18 protein-coding genes are annotated in these 18,280 nt (G+C 58.7%); 12 read left to right on the top strand and 6 right to left on the bottom strand.

The genetic code is table 11. The features are described 5' to 3' along the window. The first annotated feature begins 328 nt into the window (after positions 1–328). Positions 329–958, top strand: coding sequence for a class I SAM-dependent methyltransferase (locus ACTHUY_RS08460; RefSeq protein WP_441678457.1), 630 nt, complete (start codon positions 329–331; stop codon positions 956–958). 157 nt (positions 959–1,115) lie between these two features. Next, a complete protein-coding gene (locus tag ACTHUY_RS08465; RefSeq protein ID WP_441675402.1) occupies positions 1,116–1,598 on the top strand; it encodes a DUF456 domain-containing protein in 483 nt (160 codons plus the stop codon). A 142-nt stretch (positions 1,599–1,740) separates the two neighbouring features. Here the strand turns inward: ACTHUY_RS08465 and ACTHUY_RS08470 are convergent, their stop codons facing one another. Then, positions 1,741–2,193: a GNAT family N-acetyltransferase gene (locus ACTHUY_RS08470; RefSeq protein WP_441678459.1), complete on the bottom strand. Its 453-nt coding sequence runs from the start codon at positions 2,191–2,193 to the stop codon at positions 1,741–1,743. 257 nt (positions 2,194–2,450) lie between these two features. Between ACTHUY_RS08470 and pyrH the strand changes: the two genes are divergently transcribed. The 8 genes from pyrH to ACTHUY_RS08510 all read left to right on the top strand — a co-directional run bounded on the left by pyrH (position 2,451) and on the right by ACTHUY_RS08510 (position 9,718). Then, a complete protein-coding gene (pyrH, locus tag ACTHUY_RS08475) occupies positions 2,451–3,233 on the top strand; it encodes a UMP kinase (RefSeq protein WP_126702953.1) in 783 nt (260 codons plus the stop codon). After that, positions 3,230–3,787, top strand: a complete 558-nt coding sequence (gene frr / locus ACTHUY_RS08480) for a ribosome recycling factor (protein ID WP_126702954.1) — start codon at positions 3,230–3,232, stop codon at positions 3,785–3,787. The genes pyrH and frr overlap by 4 nt, the downstream gene beginning before the upstream one ends. A gap of 1 nt (position 3,788) precedes the next feature. After that, complete coding sequence (locus tag ACTHUY_RS08485; RefSeq protein WP_441675399.1) at positions 3,789–4,679, top strand: phosphatidate cytidylyltransferase; 891 nt, start codon at positions 3,789–3,791, stop codon at positions 4,677–4,679. Between the two features lie 191 nt (positions 4,680–4,870). Further along, positions 4,871–6,040 (top strand): 23S rRNA (adenine(2503)-C(2))-methyltransferase RlmN, encoded by a 1,170-nt coding sequence (gene rlmN, locus ACTHUY_RS08490; RefSeq protein ID WP_441678461.1) that lies wholly within the window; start codon positions 4,871–4,873, stop codon positions 6,038–6,040. Continuing rightward, complete coding sequence (locus ACTHUY_RS08495) at positions 6,040–6,588, top strand: DivIVA domain-containing protein (protein ID WP_441678463.1); 549 nt, start codon at positions 6,040–6,042, stop codon at positions 6,586–6,588. Before rlmN ends, ACTHUY_RS08495 begins: the two co-directional genes overlap by 1 nt. Beyond that, entirely contained in the window at positions 6,585–7,772 is a 1,188-nt protein-coding gene (gene dxr, locus ACTHUY_RS08500; RefSeq protein ID WP_441678465.1) for a 1-deoxy-D-xylulose-5-phosphate reductoisomerase, read from the top strand. Before ACTHUY_RS08495 ends, dxr begins: the two co-directional genes overlap by 4 nt. Further along, positions 7,769–9,064: a M50 family metallopeptidase gene (locus tag ACTHUY_RS08505; protein ID WP_441678467.1), complete on the top strand. Its 1,296-nt coding sequence runs from the start codon at positions 7,769–7,771 to the stop codon at positions 9,062–9,064. Before dxr ends, ACTHUY_RS08505 begins: the two co-directional genes overlap by 4 nt. 348 nt (positions 9,065–9,412) lie before the next feature. Further along, positions 9,413–9,718: a YciI family protein gene (locus tag ACTHUY_RS08510; RefSeq protein ID WP_441678469.1), complete on the top strand. Its 306-nt coding sequence runs from the start codon at positions 9,413–9,415 to the stop codon at positions 9,716–9,718. Between the two features lie 109 nt (positions 9,719–9,827). Here ACTHUY_RS08510 and ACTHUY_RS08515 read toward each other — a convergent pair whose 3' ends face one another. From ACTHUY_RS08515 to ACTHUY_RS08530, 4 genes are read right to left on the bottom strand one after another with little or no spacing between them, the layout of a single operon-like run. Continuing rightward, entirely contained in the window at positions 9,828–10,655 is an 828-nt protein-coding gene (locus ACTHUY_RS08515; protein ID WP_441678471.1) for an energy-coupling factor transporter transmembrane component T family protein, read from the bottom strand. Then, positions 10,655–12,346: an ABC transporter ATP-binding protein gene (locus tag ACTHUY_RS08520; RefSeq protein WP_441678473.1), complete on the bottom strand. Its 1,692-nt coding sequence runs from the start codon at positions 12,344–12,346 to the stop codon at positions 10,655–10,657. Before ACTHUY_RS08520 ends, ACTHUY_RS08515 begins: the two co-directional genes overlap by 1 nt. Then, positions 12,343–13,266 carry a hypothetical protein gene (locus tag ACTHUY_RS08525; protein ID WP_441678475.1) on the bottom strand — a complete coding sequence of 308 codons (924 nt, stop codon included), beginning with the start codon at positions 13,264–13,266 and terminating at the stop codon, positions 12,343–12,345. Before ACTHUY_RS08525 ends, ACTHUY_RS08520 begins: the two co-directional genes overlap by 4 nt. Beyond that, on the bottom strand, positions 13,250–15,022 hold the full coding sequence (locus ACTHUY_RS08530; RefSeq protein ID WP_441678477.1) for an HAD-IA family hydrolase: 1,773 nt from the start codon (positions 15,020–15,022) through the stop codon (positions 13,250–13,252). Before ACTHUY_RS08530 ends, ACTHUY_RS08525 begins: the two co-directional genes overlap by 17 nt. Positions 15,023–15,134: 112 nt before the next feature. Here ACTHUY_RS08530 and ACTHUY_RS08535 point away from each other — a divergent pair, with 112 nt between their 5' ends. Together ACTHUY_RS08535 and ACTHUY_RS08540 are read left to right on the top strand one after the other, a co-directional pair. Next, complete coding sequence (locus ACTHUY_RS08535; protein WP_441678479.1) at positions 15,135–16,100, top strand: LacI family DNA-binding transcriptional regulator; 966 nt, start codon at positions 15,135–15,137, stop codon at positions 16,098–16,100. Between the two features lie 36 nt (positions 16,101–16,136). Then, complete coding sequence (locus ACTHUY_RS08540; RefSeq protein ID WP_441678481.1) at positions 16,137–16,934, top strand: fructosamine kinase family protein; 798 nt, start codon at positions 16,137–16,139, stop codon at positions 16,932–16,934. A gap of 111 nt (positions 16,935–17,045) precedes the next feature. On the opposite strand, the gene ACTHUY_RS08545 is transcribed toward ACTHUY_RS08540, so the two are convergent. Further along, entirely contained in the window at positions 17,046–18,242 is a 1,197-nt protein-coding gene (locus ACTHUY_RS08545; RefSeq protein WP_441675384.1) for an exonuclease domain-containing protein, read from the bottom strand. Positions 18,243–18,280 lie beyond the last annotated feature (38 nt).

Below are 18,280 nucleotides of genomic sequence, written 5' to 3' on the forward strand. Positions count from 1 at the left end.
ACTCGGCTCCTTCGCCGGTGTCGGCTCCTTCGCCGGTGTCGGCTCCTTCGCCGGTGTCGGCTCCTTCGCCGGTTTCGGCTCAGTCTGCGGTGTCGGCTCCCTCGGCTGATTCGGGTTACTCCGCTCCTACTGCTGATTCGGCTGACTAAGCCAGTCTTGATGCAAGGCAAAGTCCCTGCGCAACACTAAATAACTCGTCAATTCCTAAAGGCCCGCCACACGCGGGCCTTTAGCCTTCCCCGGGGCAACTGCGAGTGACAGGGCTAAGCATCGCATGATGACCTGGCTCTGTTGAGTGGATGGATCCGGACTGTGCGAGACTGGGCCGGTGCTAGATGGCAAGGCGGCTGAAGCGCATGCGGCAAAGATGAGGGGACTAGTTACTGCCGGGGTAGGCATGTCGGTGGATGCTCGGTTCCTTGATGTTCTCTGCCGGAGGGGATCTCACATACTCGATATTGGGTGTGGGATCGGGAACGCAGTACGTGCGTTGAGGGCGGCAGGTCATGAAGCCTACGGAATTGATTCAAGTGAGCAGGTTCTCTCGGTTGCTTATGAGCTTTCGACAGCTGACTGGTTTAGGTCGTTCTCTGCTCAGAGCATCAGTGTGGATTCTCTGGCACGGGCGGCTTTGCCGGTCGAATACGATGCGATTCTCATGACCGGGAATGTCGCGGCGTTCCTTTCTTCCGAAGAACTTGAATCCGTTATGTGCTCGGTAGCACTTCTTCTCAACGATGGCGGGATTCTTGTTATTGGAACAACCACTGCATCACGCGGGGGCCCACGTGATCAGGATCGAATTGCGGAGAGCGTAGATCTGAAACTCCTGCACCGCTACTCTGACTGGCACCTCACTCCATGGTCTCGGAATTCCCCCTGGACGGTGTCAGTGTTTGGGGGCGAAGGTCAACGAGACTTTGGTAGCGGTCCCGATGGGATATTTATTCTGCCGTAGAGTTCTGTCGGCTATGGATCGGATTTGTCTGACTAACGGATCGGGCTTTTCTGATTAACGGATCGCTCGGTCCCATTGCGGAAAATTAACGTAGCTGTGCACGATCGTTTCGGTGGTTGGTCTGTGCAAATGGGAGCTGTGGCAGTAGCGTAGGGGCGTGGATGTTGCCGGACTTATTCTTGTAGGCCTCGCTATTGCGATTGGCCTCATCGGAACGATTATTCAGCTCTATCCCGGCCTGCCAATTATTCTTATTGCGGTCGGGATATGGGCGGCATTTACCGCCACGGCGGCCGCCTGGTGGATCTTTGCCGCTGTCGCCCTCCTCATCGTTCTTGCTTACGTCTTATCGTTTGCTATCCCCGCCAAGGTGATGAGAAACGAGGGGACCCCGTGGAGTGCCATGACGGTGGGGATCATCCTCGCATTCATAGGTTTCTTCGTTATCCCCGTTATCGGCATGCCGATCGGCTTTGTCGTCGGTGTTTACGCGGCCGAGTGGTATCGCCTGCGCAGCACTGAGAGGGCATGGGCCCAAACAAAGTCCGCTCTCAAAGGTGTGCTTTTGTCGATCCTCATTGAGCTGATTGCTGGTTCTCTGAGTGCGGGCCTGTGGATTCTCGGGCTCTTCATAACGTAACGAGTCGTTATGGCGTAATACGTTGTTCCCTGGGTGCAGGTCATGCCCGGGAATGATGGAAAGCTACGGGGCCGCGATTATTCGCGGCCCCGGGCTGTTGTCGTTGGTGATTGACCGTCGGTTTCGGCAGTCCGGTGAGTGCCTACAGGCTGTCGACGACGGCGCTACCGTTGAAGCGGTAGACGTTGGTTTCGCGCTTCTCGAATCCGCAACGCATGTAGAGACGGTTTGCTGCCTCGCGGGTTGGGCGGGAGGTGAGGTCAACTGACTTGGCGCCGAGCTTGTCGGCGTAGGCGACCGCTTCTTCGATGAGTTTGCGGCCGGCTCCCTGGCCGCGGGCGGCCTCAGAGACAACGACGTCCTCGACCCAGGCGCGGAGCCCGGTCGGGATCTTAAACGTGGCAAGGGTCAGCATTCCAACGATTGCATTGGTTTTGTCGTGACGGAATGCAAAAAGGTAGACCATCTCCTGCGCGAGAAGATCATCGACCTGCTCCTCGGTGAGAAGGGTGGCGGACTTGGAGAGCTGCGGGAGCAGCTCATTGATCGCTTCGACAACTTCAAGGGTGGAAACGGTCATCAATTCTACGGACATCGGTAATCCTTCCGGGTCTCTTCGGGTTCCAGTTTGCCACCGCTTGATGATCAATGTGGTGCTCTGAGGACGGTGCGTCCCAAAATTGTCCCCACATCAATAGCCTTTTAGGGGCGACTTTGGTCATGGTGGGCTGGTGCGGCCGGCGACCTTTTGGCAAGGGTGGGCGATCTCGCGGGGCCGTAAGGGCGCTTAATCGTCCGGAGTCCGATAGGCTAACAAGCGGATAAATTCGATCGGGAGGGACTCGACACATCATGACCACATCACCTTCGGATTCTTCGCCAGTTCTTGGCGATTACAACAAAGATAATAAGAGGCGAGTCCTCCTCAAGCTTTCGGGAGAAATGTTCGGCGGCGGCGCCGTGGGCCTGGATGTTCAGGTTCTCACCCGCGTGTCCGCCGAGATTAAGGCGGCCGTCAACCAGGGCGTCCAGGTTGCCATTGTCGTTGGTGGAGGTAACTTCTTCCGCGGCGTTGAGCTTCAGAACGCCGGCATGGACCGTGCCCGCGCCGACTACATGGGCATGCTCGGCACCGTTATCAACGCCGTCGCCTTGCAGGACTTCCTTGAGCATGCGGGAGTTCCCTCCCGTGTTCAGACCGCGATCAACATGGCTCAGATCGCGGAGCCCTACATTCCACTCCGTTCGATTCGCCACCTCGAGAAGGGCCGCGTCGTCATCTTCGGTGCCGGTGCCGGCATGCCCTACTTCTCGACCGACACCGTATCTGCGCAGCGTGCTCTCGAGTTGCGTTGCGACGAGATCCTCGTGGGCAAAAACGGTGTCGACGGTGTTTACACGGCTGATCCGAACAAGGATCCGTCAGCGAAGAAGCTTGACTTCCTTACCTACCAGGATGCTCTGGCGAAGGGCCTGCGGGTGGTCGACGCTGCGGCGTTCTCCATGTGCATGGACAACAATATGAATATGCGGATCTTTGGAATGGGAGAAGAAGGTGCGGTCACGCGTGCACTTCTCGGTGAAAAGATCGGTACCGTAGTCTCAACAACTCCACTGGAACAGGACAACTCATGATTGACGACATTCTGCTTGATGCAGAAGACAAAATGGAAAAGGCGATCGAGGTAGCTCGCAACGACTTCTCGAACATCCGCTCGGGCCGTGCCAACGCCGGCATGTTCAACTCGATCCTCGTCGACTACTACGGTGCACCGACGCCGCTTCAGCAGCTCGCGACCGTCGCGATCCCCGAGGCTCGTACCGTGACGATCTCGCCCTACGACCGTAGCTCGATCCAGGCGATCGACAAGGCCCTGCGCGAGTCCGATCTGGGAGTGAACCCGACCGACGACGGTCAGTTCCTGCGTATCAACCTGCCCCCGCTCACGGAGGAGCGTCGCCGCGACTACGTGAAGCTGGCCCGCACGAAGGCTGAGGACGCTCGTATCACGATCCGTTCGATCCGCCGCAAGGCCAAGGAAGAGCTCGACCGCATCAAGAAGGACGGCGAGGCCGGCGAGGACGAGGTTGAGCGCGCCGAGAAGGAACTCGAGTCCGTCACCAAGCGTCACACGGACCTTGTTGACCAGATCCTTGACGCCAAGGAAAAGGACCTTCTCGAAGTCTGACATGGAAGCTGTCAAAGGTGATGCGTGGCTGGGGAAGCTCGCACCGAGACCCCCTAAACCACCGGCACCTACCGAGTCGCGGGCAGGAAGGAACCTGCCCGCGGCCATCATCACAGCACTGGCCCTCCTTGGAGCCGTGGGCCTGTCGCTGTTCGTCTGGATCGACAGCTTCATCGTGCTCGTCGCACTGTTCATGATGGTGGGGCTGTGGGAAGCCGCAGGAGCATTCTCCACCCGTGGGTTCTTCATCCCGGTCCTACCACTGTGGATCTCCGCGGCTGGCATAGCAGCCGCAACCTGGTTCTTCGCCGACGTTGGCCTGCTCGTCACGTTCTCATTCGCTGCCATGCTCGTCATAGCGTGGCGGTTTAGAGCCGGCGGGAAGTGGGCAGCACGCGACTGTGCAGCCGGTGTTTTCGCGCTTTCCTGGATTGGCCTGCTCGGCGGTTTTGCCGTGCTGCTTGCCGGCATGGAGAACGGTGCCTGGGCAGTCATTACCTTTGTTATCTTGCCTGTGGCATCGGATACTGGCGGCTACTTCGCCGGTGTGCTCGTTGGTAAGCATCCGATGGCGCCGACGATCTCTCCTAAGAAGTCTTGGGAAGGCTTTGCCGGTTCAATCATTACCGCCATGATCATCGGCGTGCTCTGTGCGCACTTTGCTCTCGATATTCCGGCCTGGTGGGGAATTATCCTCGGCGTGTGCTGCACAATCGCGGGAACCGCAGGAGATCTATCCGAGTCGCTCCTCAAGAGAGACCTGGGCGTGAAAGATATGGGGTCGATCTTCCCCGGGCACGGTGGCGTGCTCGACCGCGTCGACTCGATCCTCGTGTGCGCACCGGTTGTCTACATTCTGCTTCTTGCGGCCACGGGCGGCTTCGCGGCGTAGCCGACCGGCTGTTTCATCAGCCGCGCATTGTTCCGTAAGGCAACGACTTGTTGCGCCTCTGCGAATTCAATGATTTGTTGCTTTTCGATGCTTGACCGCATCGTTGACTGAGTCACTTGCCTTTCGTGAGCGTGACGGACCTTTCTTATCTGTGGGTGTCAACTCCCAGTCTCATTTGAGAGACTTGGCGGGTGACTAACTCGAAGCCCCGCCAGGTCAGGCCCGCCGTCGAATCCGGACCCCGTCCGGTCCTTACGTTCACCGCGCAGCGACGCGGCAAGCCTCCCCGCCATTTTGCCGACCTTTCGGTCGAGGAGCGGAAGGAGGTCGCTGAGAAACTTGAGGTTCCAGGGTTCCGCATGGACCAGATCGCCAGGCAGTACTACGTGCACCGCAACGCGGACACGTCAACAATGACCGACCTGCCGGCGGCGGACCGCGAACGCCTCGGCGAGGTTCTGTTCCCGCCGCTCCTTGAGAAGGTCCGCGACCTCGAAGCAGACGGTGGTTCGACCGTGAAGACTCTGTGGAAAATGCATGACGGGGTCATGGTTGAATCCGTTCTCATGCGCTACCCGGACCGGGCCACCCTGTGCGTGTCCTCCCAGGCCGGTTGTGGCATGGCGTGCCCGTTCTGCGCTACCGGACAGCAGGGTTTCACCCGCAATCTCTCCACGGCCGAAATCATGGAGCAAATCCGCCAGGCCCACCTCGCGTGCGAGCGCGGCGACCTGGGCGAAAAGGTTCGCCTCACCAACATTGTGTTCATGGGCATGGGCGAGCCCATGGTCAACTTCAAGGCCGTGTTCAACTCGCTGCACCGGATCTGCGATCCGGCACCCTCCGGGTTCGGCATGTCTGCGCGCGGTGTCACCGTGTCCACCGTTGGACTTGTTCCCGGTATCAACAAGCTCGGGGATCTCGGCCTGCCCGTCACACTCGCCGTCTCACTCCACGCTCCCGACGATGACCTGCGGGATGATCTCATCCCGATCAACTCACGGTTCAAGGTCAAGGAGCTCCTCGACGCATCACGCGAATACTTCGTGAAGACCGGTAGGCGCGTCTCCATCGAATACGCCCTGATCAAGGACATGAACGACCACCAGTGGCGCGCCCAGGCACTCGCAGATGAACTGAACAAGCGTGGGCACGGGTGGGCGCACGTGAACCCCATCCCGCTGAACCCCACCCCGGGATCGATCTGGACCTCGTCGACACGGCGTGCGCAGGACACCTTTGTGCAAACTCTGCGCGATAATGGGATCCAGACAACGATCCGTGACACGCGCGGCTCCGATATCGACGGCGCGTGCGGACAGCTGGCAGCGGAACTGGTTGCCCAGAAAGGCCGGGGATAGTGGCAACGTTTGCGAAGACTGGTGTGTGGCGACGAGGCTATGACATCGATGCCGTGGACACCTTCTTTGACAAAGCAAAGAAGCTCTACCAGGAAGAAGAACTGTCCGTAGAGCTCGAAGTTGAGAAGATCCGGACCGTGGCGTTCAAACTCGTTCGCAACGGATATGACACCTCCGAGGTCGACCATGCCCTGGACCGGCTCGAGCAGGCCTGCTGGCAGCGGCAACGCGCCCAGGTCGTCTCCGGCGTGGGAAGCCAGGAATGGCTGACCCGGGCCTACGAATCGGCTTCCTCCCTCTACCCGCGCCTGAATAGGCCAAGGGGAGAGCGCTTCAGGGCCCCGAATAAAGGGCAGGGCTACAAGAGGTCCGAAGTTGATGAACTCCTCGATCGCCTCGCGCTCTACTTCGATGGCAAGGGTGACATGAGCGCGGGGGAGGTTACGAACTCCTCGTTCACCATGACTCGCAAGTCCAACGGCTACGACGTTGCCGTTGTTGACGTCTATCTCGATCGGGCCAGCAGTGTCCTCCAGGCAGTCGAATGATCGACATTGTCATTCTCGGCTCCACCGGGTCGATCGGAACCCAAGCTCTTGACGTCGCCCGGCAGCAGGGCAGCTTCAACGTTCGTGGACTATCGGCAGGCGGCGGGAACCTCGCGCTCCTCGCACAGCAAGCAGCTGAGTTTAACGTGCCGGTCGTTGGTATCGCGGATACCTCGAAAGCCGATAAACTAGCGCAGGCACTGAAGAGCGCTGGTTCCGAAGCTGAGATTATGACGGGCGAGAATGCATCTGAGCAGCTCGGGGCCCTAGTTCCGAGCGGTACCGTCGTCAACGGCATCACCGGCTCCATCGGCCTCAAACCCACCCTCGCAGCGTTGCGTGCGGGATCCACCCTTGCGCTTGCGAATAAGGAATCGATGGTGGCGGGAGGAACTCTCGTCAAGGAAGCCATGACCCGGCCGGGGCAGATCGTGCCCGTTGACTCCGAACATTCCGCGATCGCCCAGGCGCTCCTTGGTGGCAGGCACGAGAAGGGCCTCACCTCACCGGTCGTGACCGGGAAATCCGAGGTAAAGAAGCTTGTTCTGACCGCCTCCGGCGGTCCGTTCCGCGGCAAGAAGCGCGATGAGCTAACCGGAGTGACGGCCGAGCAGGCTCTCAAGCACCCGACGTGGGCCATGGGACCCGTTGTCACCATCAACTCCTCGTCACTCATGAACAAGGGCCTCGAACTCATCGAAGCATCCCTGCTGTTCGATATTGACCCGGACGACATTGTCCCCGTCGTTCACCCGCAGTCGGTCATTCATTCCATGGTCGAGTTCATTGATGGATCGACACTTGCCCAGGCATCGCCGCCCGACATGAAACTTCCGATTGCTCTCGGGCTGACCTGGCCGGAGCGCATGGAAGGGATCGCTACCCCCTGCTCGTGGGACAGCCCCGTCCAGTGGACGTTCGAGCCGGTCGACCACGAAACCTTCCCTGCACTCAGCCTCGCGAAGCAGGCACTCAAGGCGGGCCCCCTCCATCCGGCTGTCCTGAATGCCGCCAACGAAGAGGCCGTCGATGCGTTCCTTCGTGGCAGGCTCGGCTACCTCGAGATGGCGTCCCTTGTTGAACAGGTGCTCGGAGAATTTGATTCCCCATCCGTAATCACCCTCGATGAGGTTGCCGCAGCCGAAGACTGGGCGCGTGCCCGGGCACGGGAGATTGCCGCGTGACCATCACCGGACTCATTGTCCTCATCATCGGGATCATCCTTGCCATTGCCCTCCACGAGCTTGGCCACCTCATTCCCGCCAAGCTTTTCGGAGTGAAAGTCCCGAGATACTTCATCGGATTCGGTCCGACACTGTTCTCGAAAACAATTAACGGAACAGAGTACGGGGTGAAAGCAATACCACTTGGCGGCTTTGTTTCCCTCTCGGGCATGTATGCCCCATCCAAACCCGGCGCGAAGATCACGAACCGCAAGGGGCAGCTGACGCTCGCCGAAGAAGTGCGGCAAGTATCTGCGGAAGAGCTGGAACCGGGGGAGGAAGATCAGGCGTTCTACAAGCTGTCGGTCCCGAAGAAGCTCGCCGTCATGTTCGGCGGTCCCTTCGTTAACCTCCTGATCGCTCTTGTTCTTTCCGCTGTTCTCCTCGTCGGAGTGGGCGCCCCGGCGCTCCTGTCCCAGGTCGGTTCGGTTGCCGAATGCGTGAGCTCAACCGAATGCACTGACTCCGACCCACAAGGTCCCGCTTCCCAAGCCGGCCTACAACCGGGCGATGAGATTGTCTCCTGGGGCGGTAATGAAACCGAGTCCTGGAACGATGTGCAGCAGGCCATTACCCGCGGCGAGGCGGCCCCCACCGACGTTGTTATCGAACGCGACGGGGAGCGCATGACGCTCACGGTCACGCCTGTTATGCAGGATAGGCCCGTCGTTGACGCGGAGGGTAACCCGGTCATGGACGGCGATGACTACGTCACCGCTCCCGTGCCCTATGTTGGTATCTCACCCGCAATCGGATTGGAGAAGCAGTCCCTATCGGCGGCGCCCTCGTACCTTGGCAACATGCTGTGGCAGACCGCAGGAATCATTGTTCGCCTGCCCCAGCAGCTGTGGAACCTGACCTCCGATTTTGTGACGGGCCAGGAACGCGACCAGACCGGGATCGTCGGCATCGTCGGTGTCGCCCAGGTAGCCGGTCAGATCACCGGCGCAGATATCGAAGGCTATTCGGGTCTAGAAAAGTCGGCCGATCTCATCAACCTGCTGGTTGCGCTCAACATTTCGCTGTTTGCGTTCAACATGCTTCCGCTCCTGCCACTCGATGGTGGCCACATTGCAGGGGCCCTTTACGAGGGAGCAAGACGCCAGTGGGCGAAGCTCCGCGGCAAGCCAGATCCGGGACCCGCGGACACGGCGAGGCTCATGCCGCTCAGCTACGTCGTTGCTGGCGCGTTTATCCTCATGACCGTGATCCTTGTCGTCGTTGACGTTTTCAACCCGATCAGTCTCTACTGATCGCTGGCTACAAGTTGATCGCCGGCCACAAGCTGGTCTTCGACTGTCGTCCAACTGCTGATCTGCCACTGGGCACAATCATTTGCTGGCCACGGATCAGGTATTCGGGCAGATTTGAATTTTCGTAAAGATGCCGGACGGGGTCTCTTCAATGCAGGTAAGCACGTCTGTCGGAAGACTTTGGACCTGCTCGATAGCCCTCTGACCAGTATCAATCAACTAACGAAAGAGACGGTTCTGTTCCGCAGGTGCGGTTAGCGGACTAGAGTTTAGTGAATGAGGAGAAACGTTCTGCGGCGAGAGGGGAAGACCATGCCAAAGTTTCTGATCTCATTTCCATCCAGCGCGATGAATCTGACGCCCGAGGAACTGGAAGAAGCCGTCAATGATTCGCATGCTGTTTGGCGTGAGGCAGTGGACGCAGGTGTCTGGGTGTTTGGTGGAGCGATCGACAAGGATACGGCGCCAGTTATTGTCGAAGCCGATGGTGCTATGACGCGTGGAACCTATCCTGATTCCGGAAAACTTGACGGTGGGTTTGCGATCTTCGACGTGCCTACCTACGAGGAGGCGGTTGAGTGGGCCGCGAAGATAGCGAAGGACTGCAAGTGCCCCCAAGAGCTGCGGATCTTCAGTGATGATCCTGAGGCCTAACCAGGCAAGCTTGAGGAGGCCCTAGCCTGGACAGTTGATCCCCGACTGGATAAACGAACCGGAGACCTCCACGTGAAGGTCTCCGGTAAATTCATTGATCCCCTTTCCTCTACGTGCGGTAGATGGGCCACATGGCCCCGGCCCAGAAGCAGATTACGATAAGGATGATGGTGCCTGCCAGGACGGCGATATCGAGGGTGGTGATCGTCAGGTAGGCGAGGCGTAGTTGCCTGCCGCGTCCGTCCTCTTGGGCGTAGGTGAAGCCACGGGTCTCGAGTGCCTCCACGGTTGTTCGTACGTTCTTCGCGGTGTTGAGGAAGATAGGGTAGAAGCTCAGCACCGCCATCTTCACCCAGTGGACGATGGTGCGCCACGCAAAGATGCCGCGTTTTTCTGGTGCCGCCATGCGCAACCGATAGCCGTCGAAGACGGTGTTGAACTCTTCAACCATGATGGGGAGCATGCGGTATCCGTAGGAAACGCCAAAGGCCAGCAGGCTGGGTGCCTTGAAGGCGAGCAGAGCATCGGAGAGTTTCTCGGGATCGAGGGAAACGAAGGCCGCCATGGAGGCCATGGATACGGCTCCGAGTTTCAGGTTGAGAACACCGAGGGCGATGAGGGTGTCGAAGTTACCTCCGAAAAGCAGGGAGGCTGCGACGAGGTAGATGATTTCGAATCCGAGCCCAATGATGAACAGGCCAAGGACGAGGGGACCGACGCGGGCGGCGATGACGGAGACGGCGCCGAGGAGGAACAGTCCCGCCAGGACGGTCACGTTGTGGGTGAACCAGGGGACGATCGCGAGGATCAGGTACCAGACGATCACAGCCCGGGGATCCATCTTGCTGAACAGGCCGCCGCGGGTCGCGTAGGCGGTACGGATAAGTTCGAGCTTCACCCATTCGATGGAGAGAACATCTCGTTGTTTGCGTGCCATTACACGGCCTCCATGGAGTTCTGCAGGGCGGAAACAAGTTCGTCGACGCTCAGCGGGGGAGGGGTGACTCCCAGTTCGTTGCCGAGGAGAACAACCTGGGGTGGGACCACCCGTGCCCGTGCCAATGTCTCTGGCATAGTAAACAGCTCCCGCGGTTCGAGATCTGCTGCGACCGTGCCGTTTTCGAGAACAATGACTCTATTCGCCCACTCGGCCACCAAATGCATGTCGTGGGTGGCGACTACGGTGCACTCGATGACGTCGGCGAGCTCCGCCAGCATGGTGGTGACGTCCTCGCGGGACGACACATCGAGGGAGGACGTCGGTTCGTCCAGCAGGAGGATCCGGGGCCTCATGGCGAGCCCAATGGCGAGGGTCGCGCGCCTCTGTTGCCCGCCGGACAGTGCTCTGCCGTCTCGATCCGCGAAGTCGGTGAGGTTCACTCGGTTGAGTGTGTCGTCGACAAGTTCTTCCCAGTTCTCGATTCCCCGTCCCTCGGGGAAGAGGGCGGTGTCGGAGCGGATCGAGTCTTTGAGGAACATCTGCTGGGGATGCTGGTAGAGATAGGCGGCGATCTCGGAGAGCTTGCTGGCCGACCGGCTACGGGTGTTCACCCCGTCGATCTCAACCTCACCGGAGCGAGGCACGGACAGTCCTGCCAGTTGCTTGAGGAGCGTGGTCTTGCCAGAGCCGTTGCCGCCGACGACGGCAATACGGTCCCCCGCATAGAACTCCAGGTTGATGCCCTTGAGGACCGGGAGGACGTCCCCGCCGACGGACTTGTACCCGTGGTGGAGGTCCGTCGTGCGGGCAACGACTCGTTCGGCCGGGCGGTGTCGCGGAAGGGCGGTGACCATGCCGGTTGCCATGCCCCGATCTTCGAGCATTCGGGCGGCGGTGGGCACTTCCCTGGGTGCTCTTTCCATTCCCATGGTGGAACAGACCTGGACGACCTGGGGCGCGGGGATACCGTGCTCTTCCAGTTCGTCCGTGCGGTTGACGGCTTCGTCGATGTTAAGATGCCAGACGGGTACACCATCAGCCATAAGCACGACCGATTTCGCGTATTGTGCGATGAACTCGGCGTGGTGCTCGATGGTGATAATGGTCAGTCCCTGCTCGTTGAGTTCCTGGAGCTGACGATAGATTTCGTGGGCTCGGGCCGGGTCGAGTTCGGCGACGGGTTCGTCAACAACGACGATGTCGGGACGCAGGGCAAGCACGGCGGCGAGTGCCGTCGTGTGTGCCTGCCCGCCGCTGAGTGCCCAGGTGAAGCGGTCAGCGATGTTCTCAATACCAAGGGGGTGAAGAACCTCTGCGGAACGCTCCTCAAAGTCAGCGTGTCCGAAGTTGACGGGACCGAACCTGATCTCGTCACGGACGGTGGGTCGGACCAGCTGGTTCTGGAAGTCCTGGTAGACGTATCCGACCTTGGAGGAAAGGACGGCAACATTCGACTCGAAAGTGTCGATGCCGTCGACGATAACATCGCCTGCGAAGTCGCCGTTCCAGTAGTGGGGGATGAGTCCGTTGAAGGTTTTGCACAGGGTGGTTTTACCCGAGCCGTTGCCTCCAACGATGGCGATGAAGTCGCCACGCTCAATGGTGAGATTAACGTTTTTGAGGGTGTCCTCCTCAGCTCCCGGGTAGCGGAAGCTGAGATCGGACACCGTGATGATCGGATTGCTCACGCATCGACCTTGTCGTTGTTATCGACCTGCTGGTCGGTGTTCTTATCCCGGATTCCGATCCGGTATGCGACAAAGGCAATGATCGTTGTCAGGACGATCGCGCCCACGCCAACCCAGAGGAAACTCATGCCGTACTGTTCCAGGAACTCGGGTTCGAAGACACCGATTTCAACATCCCAGGACTCGAGGAAAGCAAAGAAGGCGGAACCGATTGCGATAGCAACGGCAACGACAACGAACCAGCCTGCGCGGGGAGCCTCACCGGGGATCGGCTCACCGGGGACGCGGGGACGCATACCCATGAGGGGCTCGATCATGCCGTGAAGCGCGGGGATGAGCCACATAGCGGGGATGGCGCCGAAGAGGATACCGGAGATAACAATGTCGACACCGAAACCAATCGACTCGATAGCGAGCATCGACTCTGGAAGACCCTCGACGTACTCGGCGTCCTCAAGACCAACCCAGACCTTCGTCAGGTCAACGGCAGCCGACAGGAACTTGTCGATAACAACCACCATGATCGCGCCAACCCAGATCTGGGTCTTCGAACGCGGATCACGGATGAGGGAGCCTGCGATAAAGAGGGCGAGGAACATCTGGAAGAAGCCCTCAATCTCCGCCAGGCCGGAGAAGTCACCCATGAGCAGGTCAACGAAAACAATCTCACCAAGCGGTGCGCCAAGTGCTGCCCAGAAAGGCGAGAACAGGGCAACCATCGTGAGGGGGACAAAGACGAAGTAGGAGACGGACACGTCGATCGGGCCGAGCGACACGTCAGGAATGATTTCAAGGATGATGTTTGCCAGGCCAAACAGGGCCATCGACAGAACGAACACCATGAGCTTCTGAGGGGTAGAGAGAGTGGGCTTGGAACCTTCGGTGCGAACGCGACCGGCGCGCTCATACGTTGTGGACATGATCTTCCTTCGCGAGGGAGTGGATGATAGCTGAGGAAAGTTGTTGGGGAGTATCGACAACGAGTGTTGCCGTACCGTCGGACAGGGCATTATCGAGGACATTGTCGGGAGTGGAACCACCCCGGATCAGGGCACGATTGGCTATGCCCGCGCGGCGAGCACCCGCCGCATCATTGACTGGCTTGTCGCCAAGGAACCAGGAGTTCTTAGGATCGGCACTGGCAATAGCGAGAGCTTCTTCAAAGATTGGAGCGCTCGGCTTACGAACACCGATCTCGTCGGAACAGACAAAGGCATCGATGGTGAGCCCGTGCCTTTCGCATTCGGACCGCACCGTGCGTCCCGAAATCGTGTTCGAGACGACGATGATTGCCATGCCGTTCTCCCTGCACGTCTCAAACAGTTCCGGGATCCCCGGACGGAGAGTGCGGGAAGTCTTAGCCCCGGCGAACCTCACCGTCAGGTCGTGGGCCTCAGCTCGGAACCATGCGGCGTTCACAACGCCTAGGAACTCGTTCACGGTGGCCCAAAACTCGGTGGGTTGCTGCTCGGGAATATCGGTGCGGGAACCCGCCAGGAAAGCCTCGTTCCATGCTGTCTTCAGCTTCTTATGAACGGCACGAGCAGAGTCAATAGCCTCACGAACCTCAGAGGCTGTCACAATATCGCCAGGTAGGAGAGGAATCCGAGAAGCAACATCTTCAGCAACCTCATTGACTGCCTCAGGATTGGGCGTAGATGTCGAAATAACACCGCCGTGATCGATGAGCAGGGCAGCGCGCGAACCAAATACATTTGTGGTCAGTGAACCGCTGGTTTGGTGCGATGATGCTGGGTCGGACTTTGACGATGCTCCGGTGGGAAGAAGAACCGAGCCCGGCTGTGACGAAGTCGGTGCCGGCCGTGACGCCGCCGGTGCCTGTTGGGACTCGGACGCTGTCTGTTGGGACGTCGTCGAGGTACCCCGAAAGGAGTATGGATCCATCTGTTCCGTAGCGTTGATGAGCGCGTCAAGGAGTCCACGCGGATCATCAAAGACAGCGTCTGGGGTTTCGCGGACGTAGAACGGAGGATTGTCGGTGTGCTTAGAACGAGTGAGGATCAGTCCGGCAACGCCGGCCGCCCGGCCCGCGGCAACATCCCGGTCCTGCGTGTCACCCACGTACCAGCACTTGTCGACATCGACATGCAGAGCGTCGGCCGCGAGGGCGATCATGCCCGGATGAGGTTTACGGATACCGACCTCATCAGAATAGACCTGCACCCCAAAGAACGAATCTATTCCGTGCTCGGCAAGGATCCTGCGGTGTGCCAGGCCAGCATGAGCATTGGACACAATGCCAAGAGGAATTTCGTTTGCTTTGCAGAACTCGAGGAGTTCCGGAATGCCAGGGCGAACAATGTGGTCGGACATTGTCATCGAGATCGTGGCAAGCAGTTCTGTCGCCTCTGCAATGAGGAGCCTTCGCGGTCCCTCGGGTAGACGAGAGAACAGGAACTCTCCAACAACCTCCCGAGCGTCGATCTCGGTGGGGTAGGGGCGTCGTGACGAGGAATGCTTCCAGTGCTTGAGGCCGGTTCTGCCTGCCTCAAGCTCGCGGGCCAGCTCGTCCTCGGACAGGTCGTAGCCGCCGCGCAGAAGCATTTCGCGCACCTGACGTGCCACCTCCCTGAGACCGGTAGGTCGCTTCTGTGTTTCAAAGACGACTCCGCCGAAGTCGAGCAGGAGCCCGTGGGGGCGGTGAGTAAGAGCCATGTGTCCTCGTTTCTGGAACGGTCTAGTCGTGACCTTAGAGGGCGTAAGTGACATCCACGTGGCGGGAAGGTTAACAATTCTGGAGCGTTCCAGAACGTGATAGAACTAGTACATGCGAAACCGAACAACAATCGTCGACGTGGCCAAGGCAGCGGGAGTGTCAAAATCACTCGTTTCCCTTGCCATCAGAGGCGATGCTGGAGTGAGCGACGAAACGCGCCAGCGGATCCTCGCGGTTGCCGATGACCTCGGATATCGCTCCAATGTGTGGGCGCGTTCCCTGGCACACGGGAAAACCAACATGATTGGCGTGCTACTGACGGACCTCAGTAACCCCTACCACACCGACGTTGTTATCGGCGTGGAGGATGCTGCCCACGAACGTGGACAGAACGTTCTTATCAGCCACGGCAGGCGAGACCCTGATCTGTTGGCGAGCCAGCTCCTAAAGTTTGAAGCACTTGGCGTTGATGGCATCATCGTTATTTCTGCGCATACCCCCAGTGATGTCATTGCCGATATTGCACAGCGCACGCGAGTGGTCATTGTTGGTCGGCCAGGGGAGCTACCGGAAAGTGTGAGCCGAATCCGTAACGATGACGAACTCGGAGCAAGAAGGGCAACCACCCACCTTCTCGAGAGCGGCAGAACGCGTATCGCTTTCCTCCAGAACTCGACCTCGCCCTCTGCTCGTGCGCGGCAGAAGTCTTACGAGCAGACACTAAGGGAAGCAGGGCTAGATCCTCTCGTCCTTACTCCAGGTGACCTCACTGCCGATGCGTTCACAGGGATTGACGGAATCGTTGCTGCCAATGATCGCGGCGCAGTCCACGCACTTGGGGAGGCAAGCGATGCTGGGGTACGCGTACCAAGCGATCTTGCGATAGTCGGCTATGACAACTCGCAGCTTTCTCGAGTTGTCCGGCCGCAGCTTTCTTCCGTCGATCAGCCGAGGATCCAGATGGGAAGAAGAGCACTGGAAGCCGTACCCGGCAACGAGGTCATCCACGAAGTGTTCGAACCCGAACTCGTCATCCGTGACTCCTCGGCGCTCGAGAGAGCAACTGTCGAGAGCTAGCCGATAGAACCGGGTAGCGTGGTGTCAGGAGAGAAAATGACTGACACCTTCACAAAGTCTTCCGCAAACAACCGCGGCGAAGCCGCAGGCCTCACCTGGCTCGGCCAGGTTACGGGTGGCGGGGGAGCGCGCGTCGCCCGCGTCATCCACGTAGACGACTCCGTTCTCGAGATCGAACGGATTAAACAGGCTGCTCCAATCCCCGAGAATGCTCGAGCCTTCGGCCGGGCACTCGCCCACACTCACGCGGCCGGAGCACCCTGGTGGGGATGTACACCCGAGGGGTGGATTGGTCCCGACCACATTGGGCGCTCGCGAACAAAGCTGTTCCCCGAAAAAGAAACCGCACCCACATCCTTCGGCCAGTTATACGGCGAGCACCGCATCGCCGACTTCGCCAAACGCATCGTTGACCGCGGAGTCATCACCGCGAAAGAAGCGAGAATCTTCGACGACCTAGCCGAGCGGCTCATCGCAGGTGACTTCGACTCCGAACAACCAAAGTTCGTACAAGACGCCGGATTCGACGTTGCCAGACTGCATGGCGACATGTGGGCAGGAAATGTTCTCTACTGCGGTGGACCTACCGGCGCCGCGTTGATTGATCCCATGGCGCACGGCGGGCATGCAGAAACGGACCTGGCTGCGCTCGCGGTCTTCGGTTTCCCCTACCTTGAAGAGGTCTACGCAGGCTATGACGAAGCCTCACCCTTGGCCGATGGGTGGCGGGAAAGAAGCGAACTCCACCAGCTCGGAATGATCATCATGCATGCCCACCTGTTCGAAGGACGCTACGTGGGGTGGGCGGAGGAGGTTGCGGGGAGATATGTCTAAGAGAGGATCCAAGTGCTCTGCGGTATTGCCGTGGTTAACTCAAATGCCTACATCACCTATTGAGTGACATGGAAAGGTAATACTGAGTCGTCGAGTGCCCGAGCTAATGGCTCAGTTTGTGAATAGCCCCAGTTGCTCGCCATATCGACGTGCGGATCTCTTGAAATTTGAATTGCACGCAAAATCACAAACATGCCGGTTTCGGTAGGTCCAATGTGCACCACGTGCGATTTCAGTACCGCACCAGATGCAAGGTTCGCCACCTGTCGCCCGTCCTTCCGGATGGAGGACTAGCTTCAAGTATCGGTACCAATCGCGACCGCAATTAGGATCCCGAGCCTGCGTTTGTGCCCACTCTGGCAATTTCCAGCTGCTACCTGTGTTTGCACGTTCAGCAATCCTGCGCCGAATCTCATCCTCTTCCACCGCAAGTCGCTGAAGGAACTCAACCTCGGTGAGTATCTCTAATGGTTGCCCGTTCTGCTGGAGGGTCAAAGCCTTTTCAAGTTTTGATGACATTGATGCGCCCGGTCGCAGTGTGGTTGACGAGAAGCCGCCCACCACTACGAGGGAGGTCTTCTTGGTCACGCCTGTCTGGGCGGTCGCGCCCTGCTTAACTGCGAGAGCTATGGCATCGTTGCGTTTGAGGCGGAGCGCCCCTGTGAAGCAAATCGTCTCCCCGACGAATGCGCCATTGATATGTGGTACGTCATCCGATATTCCAAGCTCTTCTAGTGAAACGTCTTTTGGCTGGATGGGACGTTCGGCCGCAACCTGAATCTCACTCAAATCACTTAAGCCAATTCGATCTGCGAGTGATAACAACACGCGGCTCGCCGCCTCTGCGTCTGCTGCGGCGTCGTGATGTGAAAACTCAGGTAAGCCGAGTTCCTTTGATACCCACGCAAGCCCAAAAGATGGTAACGACATCGACTTCTTCGCCAGATTGAGAGTGCAGAGCCAAGGGTTCTCGGGCCACTCAAGATCGTAAGCATCGTATGCACGAAAGAAGACACTCTTATCAAAAGCCGCATTGTGGGCGACGAGAACATCGGCTCCTATGAGCTCATTGATTTCCTGGTGAATGTCCACCCATTCGGGAGCATTCTCAACTTGGTCCGGGGTAATGCCATGAATGTCAATATTCATTGGGTTGAAATCTCTGAAGCCCTCGGGTGGATTAACCAGGCTTGAGTACCTTGCGGTAGCCTGGCCGTCCTTAACCTTGGTAATCCCCACCGCGCAAATAGACGCTCGTCGGCTATTTGCTGTTTCAAAGTCAATCCCAGTAAAAGTTAAGCCACTCATCAGTAATCCCTCGCCATTGAAGTGTAAGTAAAACTAAT

Source organism: Flaviflexus sp. (assembly GCF_052087705.1).
In the GTDB taxonomy this organism is placed as follows: domain Bacteria; phylum Actinomycetota; class Actinomycetes; order Actinomycetales; family Actinomycetaceae; genus Flaviflexus; species Flaviflexus ciconiae.

Coding starts and splice junctions, on each gene's coding strand:
- ACTHUY_RS08470 (WP_441678459.1), bottom strand. CDS start 2,193: ATGTCCGTAGAATTGATGACCGTTTCCACCCTTGAAGTTGTCGAAGCG.
- pyrH (WP_126702953.1), top strand. CDS start 2,451: ATGACCACATCACCTTCGGATTCTTCGCCAGTTCTTGGCGATTACAAC.
- frr (WP_126702954.1), top strand. CDS start 3,230: ATGATTGACGACATTCTGCTTGATGCAGAAGACAAAATGGAAAAGGCG.
- ACTHUY_RS08485 (WP_441675399.1), top strand. CDS start 3,789: ATGGAAGCTGTCAAAGGTGATGCGTGGCTGGGGAAGCTCGCACCGAGA.
- dxr (WP_441678465.1), top strand. CDS start 6,585: ATGATCGACATTGTCATTCTCGGCTCCACCGGGTCGATCGGAACCCAA.
- ACTHUY_RS08510 (WP_441678469.1), top strand. CDS start 9,413: ATGAATCTGACGCCCGAGGAACTGGAAGAAGCCGTCAATGATTCGCAT.
- ACTHUY_RS08515 (WP_441678471.1), bottom strand. CDS start 10,655: ATGGCACGCAAACAACGAGATGTTCTCTCCATCGAATGGGTGAAGCTC.
- ACTHUY_RS08525 (WP_441678475.1), bottom strand. CDS start 13,266: ATGTCCACAACGTATGAGCGCGCCGGTCGCGTTCGCACCGAAGGTTCC.
- ACTHUY_RS08530 (WP_441678477.1), bottom strand. CDS start 15,022: ATGGCTCTTACTCACCGCCCCCACGGGCTCCTGCTCGACTTCGGCGGA.
- ACTHUY_RS08535 (WP_441678479.1), top strand. CDS start 15,135: ATGCGAAACCGAACAACAATCGTCGACGTGGCCAAGGCAGCGGGAGTG.
- ACTHUY_RS08540 (WP_441678481.1), top strand. CDS start 16,137: ATGACTGACACCTTCACAAAGTCTTCCGCAAACAACCGCGGCGAAGCC.
- ACTHUY_RS08545 (WP_441675384.1), bottom strand. CDS start 18,242: ATGAGTGGCTTAACTTTTACTGGGATTGACTTTGAAACAGCAAATAGC.